Raw genomic sequence first — 16457 nt, 5'->3', positions numbered from 1 at the left:
GGGGTGACATTGATGGATGATATTTTATTTGGGAACAATAATCAGGCAACAATCAATCGTCTTGCCAAAAGAAGCTACCGCGCTAATAAGCAGAGAAATGTTTTCGTTACCATCGCATTATTCTTGACCGCCTTTATGATTACATCTGTGTTTAGTTTGGGGTGCAGTTATTTTGAAACCTATCAAATGCAGCAAATTCGTGCGATGGGCACGACTGCGGATGTGGCAATTACAAGCCTCTCAGAAGAACAATATGAAGAATTGAGCCGATCCGGCTTGGTATCCGTAGTTGGTGTCAGTCAGAGATTGGGCAGCATTGATACATCTGGAATGGACGATGCCCTGCTGAGTATTACTTGGATAGACGAAACAGAATGGCAAGAACACCGTGTACCAACAATTTCGGATATACACGGAGATTATCCGCAAGCAAAAAATGAAATTATGCTCCCTACATGGGCTTTGCGTGCAATGGGGATTGATGATCCACAGATAGGGATGAATATTTCCCTTTCCTATCAGCTCGGAACAGATTATCAATACAGCTCCGATGAATTTGTTTTGTCAGGCTATTACACAGATTATTCGGCTTCGCGTGCAGGCAACCGTGGTGCTGCTTATGTTTCGGAGCTTTTTGCAACACAAACAGGGCTTCCCTTTGATAGTGTGTCTACCGCAATGATTTCTTTTTCTGATGACAGTAATGCCCTGCGATCCTGTGAAAAACTAAAACGGAAGATTTCGTTTACAGAAAGTCAGTCCTTTGAAATTGTACCTATTGCTCAGAGTAATTCCACCACCATTGTTCTTCCACTGGCTGCTATTATCGTCTTTATCATTATCGGCGGCTATTTGCTGATTTATAACATTCTGTATATCTCAATTTCAAGAGATACACAATTCTATGGACAGCTTAAAACGATAGGCACGACAAAAAGACAAATCAAGCGAATCGTGCGTTCTCAAATATTCAGAACGGCGGTGATCGGTATTCCCAGCGGCCTGATTGTCGGTGGTATTGTTTCGCTTGGACTTGTTCCGTTTGCCATGAATATAATGTACTCAGGCGATACAGACCTTGGGGAGATAGTGTCCTTTTCCCCCATTATTTTTGCGGGTGCCGCAATCTTCACATTTTTTACCGCAATCATCGGCAGCATGAAACCAGCGAAAATAGCTGCAAGTATTTCTCCTGTTGCGGCTTTACGCTATACGGAGGCAAATACAAGGAGTTACCGAGATCATAAGAGCCATAGAACAAAATTATCCCGGATGGCACGAGATAATATTTTTAGAAACCCTAAAAGCGCTGTCCTTACTTTTGCGTCCTTATTTTTAGGCTTAATATTGTTTTTGGTTTCTGCTGGTTTACTATCAAGCCTAAGTCCAGACAATTTTGTAAATCAATGGGGAGAAAGTGATTTCGCATTGACTTACAGCATTTTCGAAGAAGGAAACCTGCTCTCTGATGAAATGTTGCAGCAAGTTGCAACAATGCAGGGAATTGAAAATCTGCGCGTCACTTATTCCGCTTCACCGTGGCCCACTATGGATGTCATTTACAGCGAAAATGTATTCGGGAAATATATTGATTCCTTGGATGGCGTATCGGGTCTTGATTTTTCAAATGCGGAAACACGGAAAAACTATACAGATAATTTTTGGAGCGGCGTTTACGGAATAGATTCCAGATATATCGAAGAACTTAATAAAACGCTTGATAAGCCTATTGACTTAACAGCCTTTGAAAAGGGAGAGTTGGTGGTTTTGTCCGCTATGACGGATGCTGAGGGAAACCCATTGATTCAGCCAGGGCAAGCAATCACCGTTGTCGGTGAGTCCGGAGAACTGGCCTTTACAGTGGCAACTGGCTTTCTGGACGCTGATTTTCAAAGTGGTCGAGGAAATGAGAGAGGTACTGCCCCTGATTTGTATATCAGTGAGCAGGCATTAGAGAAGTTGTCTGGAGAAACTAAAATCTTTCGGATTGCTTTTGATACTATTGATAGCAGTTATGATAAAGGGATTATGGAGCAGCTTCAATCCATTACTGCTTCGTCACCGGGCATTACGATTCTGTCACGATATGAAAAGCAGCAAGAAATGGCCGGATATTTGCTGACCTCAAGGATTATAGCCGCAGGGTTGTCCACTGTATTTTTGCTGATAGGAATTATGAATTTCATTAACACAATGGTTGTTAGTGTAAATACTCGGAAACATGAATTTGCCACACTTGAAAGTATAGGAATGACGAAAAAGCAAATTAGAAATGTATTGCTTTGGGAAGGCGGGTATTATTGGAGTATTTCTTTCCTACTGCTTGCCACACTGGGAACAGCGATATATATTCCGATATACTCAGCCTTTAGAAAAATGGTTCCTTATGCAGCTTTTCACTATCCTGTATTTTCTCTGTTGGTTGTCGCAGCTATTGTTTTACTGGTCTGCTTGGCAACTCCCGTCATAACTTTCATGCAAAATGTTAAGCAAAGCGTTGTAGAGAGACTGCGGCAGAATTAAATATTTGCGATGAAAACCGGGAGATTATTCTCCCGGTTTTTCAAATCTCACAGGTTCGTGAGATTTCAGCCCATTATTCTGTCGAAACAGCGTGTGTCGGTGACATTTCTGTGAGGATCGCTTGTTAAGATAAACGCAAAAGGAACAAGCTGCCGCACGACGGCAAAAGAAAAAAAGCCGTCGTACAGCAGCCTATCAACACGCCCATTTGAAGCGGCGGCTTTGATTTTCAGAGCCGCCGTTTCTTTGCGTCTACACAAACCAATGACGACTTGCAGGGGCACGGTAGCCGATTGGAGGTTATTTTGCCGTGTCCATTTTATTATTTCATTGTTCGCGTGATCTGCACCAGCTAAAAAAAGCGTAGCTCCTCCATCGGAGCAGTCCGGCTTTGAAAGTGAAATTAAACATCATGTAACAAGATATTCATTTGCTTGCGTCCGCATAGTGTCATGCTGTGCGGGCGTTTTTATATGCCCCTGCTTCTGGTCACGGTGGCCAGAGGCTCCAAGGTGCCGCGGGCCGCCTGTTCTCCATTTCAATCCGCACTCACCAACCACCTTTTGAAATGGAGGACAATTATGACGACTATCAACCTGAAACGGTATTACCCCTATATGACCGAAAATGTGATACTGGAAGTTTCGGACGAGATCGCCGCCGCCCTCTCGATGGGAGGCCGTCTATGCGACAGCTACAAGCGGCAGAAGCGCAGAAATGGCGAGTGCTCGCTGGACACCGATCCCGGCTTTGAGGCCGACGTGCTCCGCCAGCCCCTGACCCCGGACGAGTACATTGAGGCGCGGGAAACCACCTTTGCCCTCTATGACGCGCTGGTCCAGCTCCCGCCCACGCAGGCCCGGCGTGTGTACCAGCACTATCTTCTCGGCATGAGCAAGGCCGAGATCGCGGCAGCCGAGGGCGTTGGCCGGAGCCGCATCTGCTGCTCCGTTGAGCGTGGGCTGGCCGCTATGAAAAATAATTTGAAAAAATCTCTGTAAGAGGGAGTACATTTGCCCCCGAAACCTCCTGATAGGTGAGAGGAGTTTTCTTCCTCGCCTTGAAAACTGAATAGACAGTATTCCCGATACGAAATCCGCGTGATAGCGACGTAAGGTGCGCCGCCACGACAGCCAGTTCAGGAGGTGATGGACAAGCTGGCCGAGCGATCAACGCAGCCTTTGACCCGGTGCTGGCAAACCGGGCGCGAGGACAGCGCGGAGGATAATGAAACTTGCTCACGCCCTCCCACAGACTTGAGGGGGAGTTCCTGCGGTATGCGCCAGCCCTCCACGGGCAGCGATGCTGTGGGGCTATGCAGCCGAAGCCATCGGCGGTCTGGAATACTCCCCGTGCCGGGGATGCGTGGCAAATACGGCACACAACAATCATACAGGGAGCCGTCAAACCGGGTCTTTCTGTCTTATGACAGCCCAAACCATTTCGGCGCGGCGGCTCCCTCTTTTGTGGATTGAAACGGAAAACAACTGTCCCGCTGCTTCTGGTCATCGTGGCCAGAGGTGGGGCAAGGTCAAAGGACGGCGCTTTTGTGCCGTCCTTTCACGTTTCCCCACGGACAACGGGAAACCATCAAATCTATTCACACCGCTGATTGTTATAGGAGGTTTTCAGATGACGGAGGCAAGAGTCGGCTATCACAAGGAAGTCAAAACCGCGTCTTTTCAGGGCAAATCCATCACCGTGGAAAACCTGACCCCGATGCTCTCTCCCCGAGCACGGGATAAGCGCAAGCGTGAAATTGAAAGCTGTCTGTATGAGGTCTTTGTGAAGTATGCGCCGGGACGGGCGCAGATGCACTAATGCGGGACATCCTTGAGATACGGGGCTGCCAGAGGTATAATATAGGTGTAAGGTTTGGTAGCTCCTACACGGAAAGGAGCACCAAATGATTATTCGTGAAGATGCCATTTATGGCAGACAGTCCGTTGACCGCAAGGACAGTATCAGCATTGAAAGCCAGATCGAGTTTTGCAAGTATGAATTGAGAGGAGGCAATTTCCGCAAGTACACAGACAAGGGTTATTCCGGCAAGAATACCGATAGACCCAAGTTCCAAGAAATGATGGCCGATATTCGCCGGGGCCTGATCAAGCGCGTGGTGGTCTACAAGCTGGATCGTATCAGCCGTTCCATTCTGGACTTCGCAACCATGATGGAAACTTTTCAGGAATACAATGTCGAGTTCGTTTCTTCCACGGAAAAGTTTGACACGTCCACCCCGATGGGGCGGGCCATGCTGAATATCTGCATCGTGTTCGCCCAGCTCGAACGTGAAACCATCCAGAAGCGCGTGACCGATGCCTACTATTCCCGCTGCCAGCACGGTTTTCACATGAGCGGCGCGGCCCCCTACGGCTTCCAACTGGAGCCGACCACCATTGAGGGCATCCGCACAAAAATGATGAAGCCTGACCCGGAAACGGCAGATATTGCAAAGCTGATGTTTGAAATGTACTCTCAGCCCGGAATTTCTTTCGGGGACATTGCCCGTTACTTTGCCGACGAGGGCATCCTGATCTACGGCAAGGAAATGAAACGGGGCTTTATCTCCCAACTTTTGAGAAACCCCATTTACGCACAGGCTGACCTCGATATGTACGAGTTCTTCAAAAGCCAGGGTACGGTGGTAGTCAATGAAGCCACAGATTTTGCCGGGACAAACGGCTGCTATCTCTATCAGGGCCGGGACGTGCAAGAAAGAAAAAACAAGCACCTGAAAGATCAGATACTTGTTCTGGCTCCCAGCGAGGGGCTGGTATCGTCTGATACATGGCTGCGCTGCCGGAAAAAGCTCATGGCAAACAAGACGTTCCAAGGCGGGCGCAAGGCAAAGAACACATGGCTTGCCGGAAAGGTCAAGTGTGGCCGCTGCGGGTACGCGCTTATGAGCGTCGGCAATCCAACAGGTGTTCAGTATCTCCGCTGCTCCAAGCGGGCTGACAGTAAAAGCTGTGACGGCTGCGGGACGCTCCGCACACGGGAATTTGAAAGGTTTCTGTACGGCGAGATGGTCAAGAAGCTGTCTGAGTTCCAGACGCTGACGGCAAAGCGAGAAACGGTCAATCCCAAATTGACCGCGCTGAACATGGAGCTTGCCCGCGTGGAGGACGAGATTGAAAAGCTGCTGAATACTTTGACCGGGGCTAATGCGGTGCTGCTGTCCTATGCCAACAGCAAAATCGAGGAGCTGGACACACGCCGCCAAGCCCTGACAAAAGAGATCGCGGCGCTGTCAGCGGAAACCATGTCCCCGGAACAGATTGAGCGGTTGTCGGTCTACCTGAACCAATGGGAAGAAATTGACTTCGAGGACAGGCGGCAGGTTGCCGACGGCCTGATCTCACAGATCCGCGCAACCGACGAACACGTTTCGATTGAGTGGAAAATTTGACTTTTACTTATCCATCGCACACGACAAAGGGCTGTGTGCCCTTGTCAAGCGATGTAAACAGTATGTGATACAACACACCAAATCCTATTGCACCATAAGCAACCCATAACAATCCCGATAAATTCCATAAGCCATTATTATATACTTCATTTCCAAATACAATCATTCCAAAAAGAACACTTCCAACAATAAGTCTTTTATAATATTTTGTTCCCCGCATTTTATAATCCTTTCTACTTATAAAATTTTATTCATTATTATAATGCGATTTCCCCGATAATTAACTTATTCAAATAAATTTCATCATCATAATAGTTGTTTATATTTGATAATAAAGAATCCAAAGAAGATATCTTAATATTTTCTTTTTCCTTTAATTCTTCAATATTTTCCCCACACAGGCACAACTCAACTTGTTTACTGCTATATTTGCCAACATTTGTACTTGGCATTTTATCTTTATACTTCTCCCATAACTCACGTGCTTCTTCTGATTTTCCATTGTAATGCATGCAAATGACAGCATGGGAAAACGTTTGAAAATATGCTTCAAATTGTAGTCTGTTTAAAATATTATGTATATTTCTTATCCATAAGTCTGTGTCGAAATTTATTATTTCTGTATTATCTCTATTTCTTCGCATAAGACTTTCATACAATACCGCATTTATTAGCAAAACATTGATTGAATTATCCTCTTTATCCAAAGATAAATTATTTCCTGCTTCATATAGCTTTTCGATAAAATATCTCTGGTTCTCTCTCATTTCAAATTTCTTTTCATTTTCCTGAAGAAGAAAATAGTTATAAATCTGTAATAATGCGTAGCCGTTATTGTCTTTTATTTTTTTTGCGGCGGAATAATCCCCTACGATACTGCCTAAATCAAGCATAGAGGTCAAATTAATATATACAGACCATAAAAATACCGCTGAAAAAAACAAAAAATAATACGAGCAAAAATCGTTGCCTATATACTTTGTCGTACACAACACTAATATCAATGAAATCAATCCAATAAATGCCGAACATAACGGTGCAGACACTAAAGACACCCTCATTTTACCCTGAAATGATTCATATTCTGTTTGGTTGCTAATTGTTGGTATCTCCGGTATGACAATTCCTCCAAATCCAATCTCCATACTTACAGCTATATGAAACTTTAAACCTTCTTTTTCTCTTATTAAACATATTGGAAATATGGCAATCATACGAATATCTATTTTCTGTAATTTAAAAGCAATCGCATGCGCCAACTCATGGAAACATACTGTAACCAGCAATGCCATGAAAAATATAATTATTCCTTTAAATATTCCTGCCGAAAGATACTCCGGATGCTTCTGTTCAATAGTAACTAGAACCATACCCAGTAATATTCCTATCACTGAAATAAAAACTACTATCAAACTGAATACAAAATAAAATTTAACTTTCTTCATACCAAACCTTTTTGCCTCTTAACATGCCTTATTTCCTAATCAATCAAATCAATCTTATCCAGCACATATCTTAATACACTCTGCTCATCTGTAATAATTTTGGCCTGATTAGAACCAAAAAAACTTAAAATTCTCTTTTCTTTACGCTGCAAATCAATGATATAATCTGTATCAGAATTCCAAATGCTATTATTATACGAAATGCTGTTACAGATAACACTTCAAATGAATTACCTACTAAAGCGATACACAATATTAATGTGCCTATTATACTAATCGTCCGTGCTAAACTAATTTTATTTTCCATAACAATCCTTTCTAAACAATCCATCACAAACGGCAACGAGAAAACTGCATATACAGCTTCCCCCTCTACCTATCTTATGTCTATACTATACCCATTTCCTTTCTCTGTTGCCATTTGTTTTCGTTGGTGATTTTTTGTTGGTTTTTGTTGCTTTTCGTTGGTTTATATACTATAATTATATTAAATATTGAGTTATAAACGAGGGGGACAATTACAGATGACAGCGCATACACTTCGTGTTCTTTTAGTGGAAGATGATGCCACTTCATGTATGGAAATAAACGATTATATCAACCAGTTAGACGATGTTACACTGGTCGCATCTACAAATAATGCTTCAACTGCTATTGAATATATGGAAAAATTTCTTCCTGATGCCGTTATACTGGACCTTGAACTGCATCAGGGCGGCGGTGACGGACTTTTTTTCTTAGCACAGCTTCAGCAGCTTGAACTTTCCAAGCACCCATATATCCTTGTAACCACCAATAATTCAAGTAATATTACCTATGAATCCGCAAGACAGCTGGGGGCAGATTTTATTCTTGCAAAGTATCAGGAAAATTATTCTGCACAATATGTTGTGGAATTTCTGCGCATTATGAAGAAAGTGATTTTTTCCGAAAAACAGAAAATTGCTTCCGAAATACCAGCTGCTCAACCGTCTGAATCAAAAGATAAAAGGCTGATTCAAAAAATCCAGCATGAACTGAATTTAATTGGCATCAGCCCGAAAGTTATTGGTTACCGCTATCTTACCGATGCAATCCTTGCCACCATTAACGAACCGAAAACACGCATTTTTAAAGTGCTGGGTGAAAAATATAAAAAAACAGATGCCAGTATCGAACGTGCCATGCAGAATGCTATCAACCGTGCATGGCGGACTTCCGATATTGATGATTTGCTGACTTATTACACCGCGAGAATCCATTCACAAAAAGGTGTTCCGACTATTATGGAATTCATATTTTATTATGCGAATAAAATACAGAACCAATTATAAATTTAAGTATCAACTTATTAATAATTTTTAAAAATAAGTTCCCATATTTTCCAATAAAGACTGCTCATTTTTACCTCCTGGTTTTAATGTTCAAGCTAAGCTTATAGCATCTGCCGGAAATAAAAAATTAGTTTTTATTGTTGTTTTTTCGTTGCTTTTTGTTGTTTTATGGAACTATAGGTGATTTTATGTACGCTGCTATTATTATTTCACACTTTTTTATATTAATTTGCTGCTTTTACTGTTATTGTAAAATTTTAAATCTGAATGATTTATTTTTGCGCTCCCGGATTTTATTTACTCTTTCCGCACTAATTATCGCTTGCGGTCTGTGTTTTATACATTCAATGATATATCCTGTTGCTATGTTTTTAGTATTATTCGTTTTTTATATTTTTATTACACTATTTACAAAAACCGACTGGTCCACATCTTTGAATGCCACAATCATTTCTATTGCAATGAGCCTGGTTTCTTTTACAATTTCCAGTTTTGTTTTCTCTACGCTTGTTTTTTTCATGTATTCATATATTAATATCAATAACCTTGTAGTGATTAAATTATTGAACGGATTTTTACAGTATTTTATAATACATATTCCATTTCAATTTAAACGTCTGAAAAAGGGCATGCCATTTTTATATGAACTTCAATTAAACAATATCGGTACTTGCATCAGCCTGCTCATATTAATATGTTATATTACTGCAAGCATTTCTAATACAACTGAAAATAATTACCTGCCGTTTATCATTCCTCTTTTCCTCATCTTCCCCTGCGCCCTCCTCCTGATTTCATGGTGGCGCGCTATTATAACGAAGAATTACCGCAGAAAGCTCCAGCAATTTGAAATGCAGAAACTAAAAAATGAACTTGTCCAAAAAGAGCAGGAAATTGCCCGGCTTTTAGAAAATAATAAAGCGCTGGCACAGATTATCCACCGGGATAATAAGCTTATTCCCGCCATGGAACTTGCCGTAAATACATTTTTGCAAAACCAGAATACATTATCCCCTCAGCAGCTTAAAGAGCAGGGTCTTGCCCTTGCCGCTCATTTACAGACAATGTCACAGGAACGAAAATTTAATTTGACCGAATATCAGACAAACGGACAGCCGCTTGCCTCTACCGGTATCTGTGCTGTTGATGCCGTTCTTCAATTAATGTATCAGCGCGCCTTACAGGAACAGATTGGTTATACCCTCCGCATTACCGAAAACATCAAAACCACTGCCATGCAGTCCCTTTCAGAAGAAGATTTTTCCCATTTGCTGGCGGATTTGATTGAAAATGCATTTATTGCAATGTCCGATGTACCGGATAAAAAAATTCTTATCAACCTTGGGCGAATGGGAAATCACCTGTCTGTTGAAATTTCCGACAACGGACAGCCGTTTTTACCGGAAATTTTTCAGGACTTTGGATTGAAAGCCCACACGACACATGCCGGAAACGGCGGAAGCGGCATCGGGCTTATGGACATCTGGAAACTCAAGAAAAAATACCGTGCCTCACTGGTTATTACGGAATATGCGCCCGGTACGTACTCCTATACGAAGCAGATTTCACTGATATTTGATGCCAAAAAGCACTATATTATCCAGACTTACCGCAGGCGCGAGCTTGGACAAATCCGCTTCCGTGACGACTTATACATATTTCCGTACTAATCCCCATTCCGCAGGCATTTTAATCCCGGAAAAATCGCGAACTGAATTTATTCAGTTCTGCGATAAAAAGGGATTTTTCATACTAATATGTTTTATCCGGGCAGTTTTCCTACCCCAAAACAATCTGCCCGGATTTATGCCCTGTCCTTTACTTTGCTTATTACCCTGCTTATTATCTCACTTATGACCTTACTTTATTCCCCTGCTGTTACCTTGCCGCCTTTACTAACAGCAGCTTATCCCCGCGTTTAACACGCTCGCTGGCGCGGTCTGCAAGAACGTGGTTGCCGTTTTTAATCGAATCAACCGTAGTGTGATATTTCTTTGCGATGTCCCAGAGCGTTTCCTCACCGGTTGCGATATATCCGATAATACTTGGAAATTTTAAGAACTCATTTTCCTCATACTCCTCTACTTCACACTCCATGACCGACTCGGTTTCACACGGCGCAAAGCAGATTGCATCAAGCCCCACGCTTCCTTTAATCTCCATTTCATTACTGCCCGTCATGGCAGCGCTTAACTGCTCTACTCCTGCATTTACGACATACTCCATATTAGTAATCTCCTCGTCAGACTTTACCTGTATTTTATTGGAAAACGGAACAGCGGCACGGATACTGCCCATTGGCGCCGCATCATTGGCAGTTACATAAAACACATTTGCAATAATCGCGCCGTCAACCAGCAGACCGTCTTCTTCAACGGTAATGTCGTCAATCTGCGCCACCCCGGTACAGTTGCAAATCTGCAAAATGTTGGTGTACTCCCCGGTATTCATGCGGTCCGAAGCACGGCAGCGCGAATTGTTACGCACCAACAGCTTATGAAAGACCGATGTCTGCGTGGTGTTGATGACATTTTTAACCGGCGAATAGACATCTGTAAGAATGGTTTTTTCCTTTTCTTCATATACCTTGACGTCCAGCGCCAGCACGAGTTCTACCTGCACCTCTTTATTTTCGCCGTCATAATCCGGTTTTACCTCAACATTGGAGTTGACCGGGTAATATTTGACGTAGCTGATCATATCCGGCGTACAGCCTGCGACATCTAATTTTCCGCTGAAATTCTGTGTTGTTTCATACCACTGTGCCATGCTGTTTTCTTCCGTGGACGAATACATTACAAATACATTCATTTCCCCTGCAATTTCCATGCCGTCATCGGTCAGTCTTGTCGTGAAGCTGCGTACATCGACATCTTCCCACAGCAGTTCCGCTACCTCCGACTTTCCCGCAGGAATCAGAAAGCTTTCACGGATACGCAGGTTATCCCGCATTGTCACGGCAAGCTGCGAATACTCCACATCGGTCGTTTTAAGCTGCAATTTGTCCTCGTCCTGCATTTCCAAAAGTCCGCAGCCAATCGGCGTATCGTGAATTTCTTCACATACAACGGTCAGTGAAATGATTGCCTTTACGCTTAATTTTCTGGAGTGAATCATTTTCACCGTAATATCTTCTAATTTTGCCTGACAGGAAACATATGTATTCTCGCAGTCCCCGGATAAGTTCACAACTTCCCCGATATTCATTGTCCCCGTCATTTTAACCGGAAGCACGGATTTTTCACCGCTTTCACTGCCCGCATACAGCACCGCAAAATCCATTCCGCCTGTGACTTCTGCCCGGTCGCCCACCGCTTTGACCGTATCAATATGGACACTGCCACGTTCTTTTACAATGGTTTCAATGTCTGCCTTGCTGTCCGGGACGTTAAAATCATCATCCAGTGTAATCTGCATGGTGTTACTGCATACAATTTTATTTTCATGAATTTCTTCTCTGTCGATTCTCAAATCAAATCTCCCTTCCCAACTATTTTCTATATTTTTATTTTATGTATGCCCGTTCTCTTTTATGCACTTTTTAATTACCGTTAAACAGCTTTTATACAATCCTGCTGCCGCATCAGGCTGATGGCTGTTTTTTCATTACATACAAAACACCACCGACTCCTCCCGCTTTTCAATTTTTAACACAATATACGGCGTGGTTGGCAGTTCCGTTATATCCTCTCCTGCCTCCGGCCCTAATAAATCGACATCTGCATAAACCGCATTTGTTCCCAGATACAGATCATTGACACGGATACTGTAGCCGCTAGTCGGCTGTGTGCCGTAGCCTGCCACGATATACGTTGCATCCTTTGTGGCATAGGTCATGCGCAATGTGTTCGCTTTTTTGGCTTCTATCAGTTTTTTTAATTCCACAGGGATTTCCTCCTCTTTCACTACGGTATATTCCAGCCCCATGACCTTACTGCTGTCCTTTTTTATCATACTGCACCCGCTAAGTGACACCGCCCCAAACACGCCTGTCACAATCAGCACCGATACAAGCAGACACAACCCGCAAGCATAAAACGCATGCCATCTTGCCGGAACATTCCCGGATATTTTACTTTTCTGCTTCATACAATTCCCCATTCCGCAGGCATTTTTATGCCGGAAAAATCAGCACATCGGTGTGATTTTTCATACAAAAACTCCGCAATAAGACTTGTTACATCTTATTGCGGAGTTTCCTGCTTTATTCTTTTTATCTGTTAATGTCTATTCAATCACATACCCTTTGCTGCGGATAACGTCAATTACTGCATCAACGTATTTTTCACAGGTTTCGACATTACCTGCTTCTACCATGACACGCACCAGCGGCTCTGTTCCGCTTTCACGGACTAAGATTCTGCCGTCTGTGCCCAGTTCCTTGGCTGCGCGCTCTACCATTGCGCGTACATCGGCATCATTTTGTGCCTGTGTCTTATCGGTTACACGTACATTTTTTAATACCTGCGGATAAATTGCAAGCGGCTCGGCAAGCTGGCTTAACGGCTTTTTCTTTGCCAGCATGACTTCCATCATCTTCAATGCCGTGATAATACCGTCACCGGTTGTCGCATATTTGCTGAAAATGATATGACCGGACTGCTCACCACCCAGACGGTAGCCGTTCTTTGACATACATTCATATACATACTTATCACCGACCTTGGTCTTTTCATAGTCGATGCCGACTGCATCAAAAGCCTTGTACAGCCCGAAATTGGACATGACTGTTGTAACGACTTTATTATCGACAAGCTTTCCTCTTTCTTTCATATAACAGCCATAGATATATAAAATATGGTCGCCTGTAATCACATTTCCCTTTTCATCCACACACAGACAGCGGTCTGCATCTCCGTCAAATGCAAATCCGGCATCTAAGTGTTCCCTAAGTACCAGCTCCTGCAGGCTTTCAATATGCGTAGAACCGCAGTTGTTATTGATATTGGTTCCGTCCGGTTCTGCATGAATCACGTATGTTTTTGCGCCCAGCGCATCAAAAATGCCCTTGGCAAGTGTCCATGCACTTCCGTTTGCGGCATCCAGACCGATACGCGTTCCCTTAAAGGAGTAAATTGCAAGGCTCATCAGATACCCCATGTAGCGGTTTCTACCTGCCGTATAATCCACGGTACAGCCGATTTTTTCTTTTGTCGCAAAAGGAAGCTCCGCCATATCGCCATCTAAATACTTTTCAATCTCATCAATGACATCTTCGCGCATTTTTTCGCCCTTGTCATTAATCAGCTTAATGCCGTTGTCGTAAAATGGGTTGTGGCTTGCGGAAATCATAATACCGCAGTCAAAATCTTCTGTCCGCACCACATATGATACGCTCGGTGTCGTTGTTACATGTAAAAGATACGCATCTGCACCGGATGCCGTAAGTCCCGCAACCAGTGAATATTCAAACATATAGCTGCTTCTTCTGGTATCTTTTCCGATAACGACCTTTGCTTTTCCATCCTCGTGGTTCTTTCCATAATACCAGCCTAAAAATCTGCCGACTTTATAGGCATGTTCTACTGTAAGATTGACATTGGCTTCCCCGCGGAAACCGTCTGTGCCAAAATATTTACCCATTTTAACTGCACTCCATTCTTTATTTTTAAGGATTTTTTAACTATGCCTGGTATCCGTTTGGATTGTTTTTCTGCCAGTTCCATGAATCGGCACACATCTTCTTTAAATCACGCTCTGCCTTCCAGCCCATTTCCTTATATGCCTTGCTTGCATCGCAGTAGCAGGTTGCAATATCACCTGCACGGCGCGGCTTGATTTCGTAAGGAATATGCACGCCGGAAGCGGCTTCAAAGTTCTTGACAATATCCAGTACGGAATAACCGTGTCCCGTACCGAGGTTGTAAATCTTTAAACCCGGATTTTCCTGTAATTTTTCAATTGCTTTAACATGTCCGAGGGCAAGGTCTACAACGTGGATATAATCTCTTACGCCTGTTCCGTCCGGTGTATCGTAATCGTTGCCAAAAACACCGAGGCACTTTAACTTGCCGACAGCGACCTGTGTAATATACGGCATCAGATTGTTTGGAATACCGTTCGGATTTTCACCGATTGTTCCGCTCTCATGCGCACCAATCGGGTTGAAATAACGCAGTAAAATGACATTCCATTCCGGGTCTGCCTTCTGGATATCCGTTAAAATCTGCTCTAACATGCCCTTTGTCTGACCGTATGGATTGGTAATCTGTCCCTTCGGGCATTCTTCTGTAATCGGTACAAATGCCGGATCGCCGTATACAGTTGCTGAAGATGAGAAAATGATATTTTTTACGCCGTGATTTCTCATGACATCAAACAGCACCAGTGAACCTGAAATGTTATTCATATAATATTCAAGAGGCTTGGCTACTGACTCACCAACTGCCTTTAAACCGGCAAAATGAATGCAGGATTCAATTTTTTCCTGTGCAAAAATCTTTTCCAGTGCTTCTTTATCATTAATGTCTGCTTCGTAAAATGTTACCGGCTTTCCCGTAATCTTTTCTACTCTCTTTAACGCTTCCCTGCTGGAATTGACAAGGTTATCCACAACAACAACCTCATATCCTGCGTTCTGTAATTCTACCACTGTATGGCTTCCGATGTAACCTGCTCCACCTGTTACTAAAATTGACATAAATCCTCCATTCTGCCCGTTTCGACATTCTGATGTAAATTTTTCACCTTCCGGTTTTATTCATAAGGCACTACGTCCTTGTAAATCTCTTTTAAGTCTTCTCCAAAGTAATCTGACTTTTTAAGACTGCCGGCCAAAGCTTTTTTAAGAACTTCGGCGTAAACTTTCGTAAAACGTTTCGCCGTATCTCCGTACATATGTCCCTCTCTGTCCCAGAAATCTCCTTCTTCCCTGTCAAAAGCCTCAAAAGTAAGGTAATTAAAATTATAATACTCCACATTTAATTTCTGTGCAAGGTTTCTGATATAAGAATCCGCCTGTGCAAATTTTTCTGCATACTGCGCAACGGTTCTGGGGTCCTGCGTGACCGTCGTAAAAACAATCTGAATATCATTTTTTCTGCACAGCTCTACCATTTTTTCAATATACTGACATTCGCTCTGTGCAACAAGGCTTTCGTCCCAGCCAAGTACCGTTGTCTTTGCTTTAGACGCATTTTTTGACTTATTAATAAAGCCCTTTCCTTCATAGACATCATTTTTATCCATGCTGACAACATCGGGCGAATATTCCTTATAGTCATCAGACAGCTTCTTTGCCACCGTCTTATCAATCATGTAATAACACTGCCAGTAATTCGTCCATTTTAAAAATGCCCCGCGGTATTCCTCTTTTGCGATTCTGCTAAAGAAATAGGAAACCTTTAACAGACTGTCGGGATAGCCGTTATACACCTGATGAAACAAAATACTCTCATCGTGGCGGTTAATCAGATACTGGTAATCAATATCCAGCACGACGACCTTAGGACTGCTTATTTTTATGGCATACTGTAACGTGTAATAGGCATCTATCATATACTCACCGCCGATGCACATATTCATGGCACCGGCATCAAGCCCGCTCTCCAGTTCATCGGTTGCAATCCCATAACTGCCGTGCGATGTTCCTAACACCAGACAGTCCGGATTCGTTGTTTCAAGTTCATGAAACATAACCCGTGTCAATCCCGGCTGTACGAGCATAAAATTCAGCAGATTATTTAAAACCACTACCAAAGCCACAAAGACTGCCGTCAACGTAAAACTTTTCTTTTTTTTCATGATTTTTCCGTTCCTTTTAAA

General features: G+C 43.1%; 12 protein-coding genes. 6 read left to right on the top strand and 6 right to left on the bottom strand.

All coding sequences use genetic code 11. The annotated features are described in order from the left end of the window. The first annotated feature begins 12 nt into the window (after window positions 1-12). The 4 genes from WMO37_RS13155 (at window position 13) to WMO37_RS13140 (ending at window position 5935) form a co-directional block, all read left to right on the top strand. On the top strand, window positions 13-2523 hold the full coding sequence (locus WMO37_RS13155) for an ABC transporter permease (RefSeq protein ID WP_349155233.1): 2511 nt from the start codon (window positions 13-15) through the stop codon (window positions 2521-2523). Between the two features lie 581 nt (window positions 2524-3104). After that, window positions 3105-3524, top strand: coding sequence for a sigma-70 family RNA polymerase sigma factor (locus WMO37_RS13150; RefSeq protein ID WP_349155232.1), 420 nt, complete (start codon window positions 3105-3107; stop codon window positions 3522-3524). A gap of 631 nt (window positions 3525-4155) precedes the next feature. Beyond that, complete coding sequence (locus WMO37_RS13145; RefSeq protein WP_021886981.1) at window positions 4156-4344, top strand: hypothetical protein; 189 nt, start codon at window positions 4156-4158, stop codon at window positions 4342-4344. Between the two features lie 85 nt (window positions 4345-4429). Continuing rightward, window positions 4430-5935 carry a recombinase family protein gene (locus WMO37_RS13140; RefSeq protein ID WP_021886980.1) on the top strand — a complete coding sequence of 502 codons (1506 nt, stop codon included), beginning with the start codon at window positions 4430-4432 and terminating at the stop codon, window positions 5933-5935. 257 nt (window positions 5936-6192) lie between these two features. Here the strand turns inward: WMO37_RS13140 and WMO37_RS13135 are convergent, their stop codons facing one another. Further along, window positions 6193-7380, bottom strand: a complete 1188-nt coding sequence (locus tag WMO37_RS13135) for a M50 family metallopeptidase (protein ID WP_349155231.1) — start codon at window positions 7378-7380, stop codon at window positions 6193-6195. Between the two features lie 524 nt (window positions 7381-7904). Between WMO37_RS13135 and WMO37_RS13130 the strand changes: the two genes are divergently transcribed. Both WMO37_RS13130 and WMO37_RS13125 read left to right on the top strand, forming a co-directional pair. Further along, complete coding sequence (locus tag WMO37_RS13130; RefSeq protein ID WP_349155230.1) at window positions 7905-8693, top strand: response regulator; 789 nt, start codon at window positions 7905-7907, stop codon at window positions 8691-8693. Window positions 8694-9544: 851 nt separating this feature from the next. Beyond that, complete coding sequence (locus WMO37_RS13125) at window positions 9545-10363, top strand: ATP-binding protein (protein ID WP_349155229.1); 819 nt, start codon at window positions 9545-9547, stop codon at window positions 10361-10363. 208 nt (window positions 10364-10571) lie between these two features. Here the strand turns inward: WMO37_RS13125 and WMO37_RS13120 are convergent, their stop codons facing one another. The 5 genes from WMO37_RS13120 to WMO37_RS13100 all read right to left on the bottom strand — a co-directional run bounded on the left by WMO37_RS13120 (window position 10572) and on the right by WMO37_RS13100 (window position 16436). Further along, window positions 10572-12164, bottom strand: a complete 1593-nt coding sequence (locus WMO37_RS13120; protein ID WP_349155228.1) for a DUF3794 and LysM peptidoglycan-binding domain-containing protein — start codon at window positions 12162-12164, stop codon at window positions 10572-10574. Between the two features lie 135 nt (window positions 12165-12299). After that, a complete protein-coding gene (locus WMO37_RS13115) occupies window positions 12300-12782 on the bottom strand; it encodes a protease complex subunit PrcB family protein (RefSeq protein WP_227089917.1) in 483 nt (160 codons plus the stop codon). 138 nt (window positions 12783-12920) lie between these two features. Continuing rightward, window positions 12921-14276, bottom strand: a complete 1356-nt coding sequence (gene glmM, locus WMO37_RS13110; RefSeq protein WP_022431746.1) for a phosphoglucosamine mutase — start codon at window positions 14274-14276, stop codon at window positions 12921-12923. Window positions 14277-14316: 40 nt separating this feature from the next. Then, window positions 14317-15333, bottom strand: coding sequence for a UDP-glucose 4-epimerase GalE (gene galE, locus WMO37_RS13105; protein WP_022431745.1), 1017 nt, complete (start codon window positions 15331-15333; stop codon window positions 14317-14319). 56 nt (window positions 15334-15389) lie between these two features. Further along, entirely contained in the window at window positions 15390-16436 is a 1047-nt protein-coding gene (locus tag WMO37_RS13100) for an SGNH/GDSL hydrolase family protein (RefSeq protein ID WP_349155227.1), read from the bottom strand. Between the last annotated feature and the right edge of the window lie 21 nt (window positions 16437-16457).

It is taken from the genome of Lachnospira intestinalis (assembly GCF_040095895.1).
Lineage (GTDB): Bacteria > Bacillota > Clostridia > Lachnospirales > Lachnospiraceae > Lachnospira > Lachnospira intestinalis.
The sequence above is the reverse complement of the archived record's forward strand: the minus strand, read 5'-3'. Positions and strand labels throughout refer to the sequence as shown.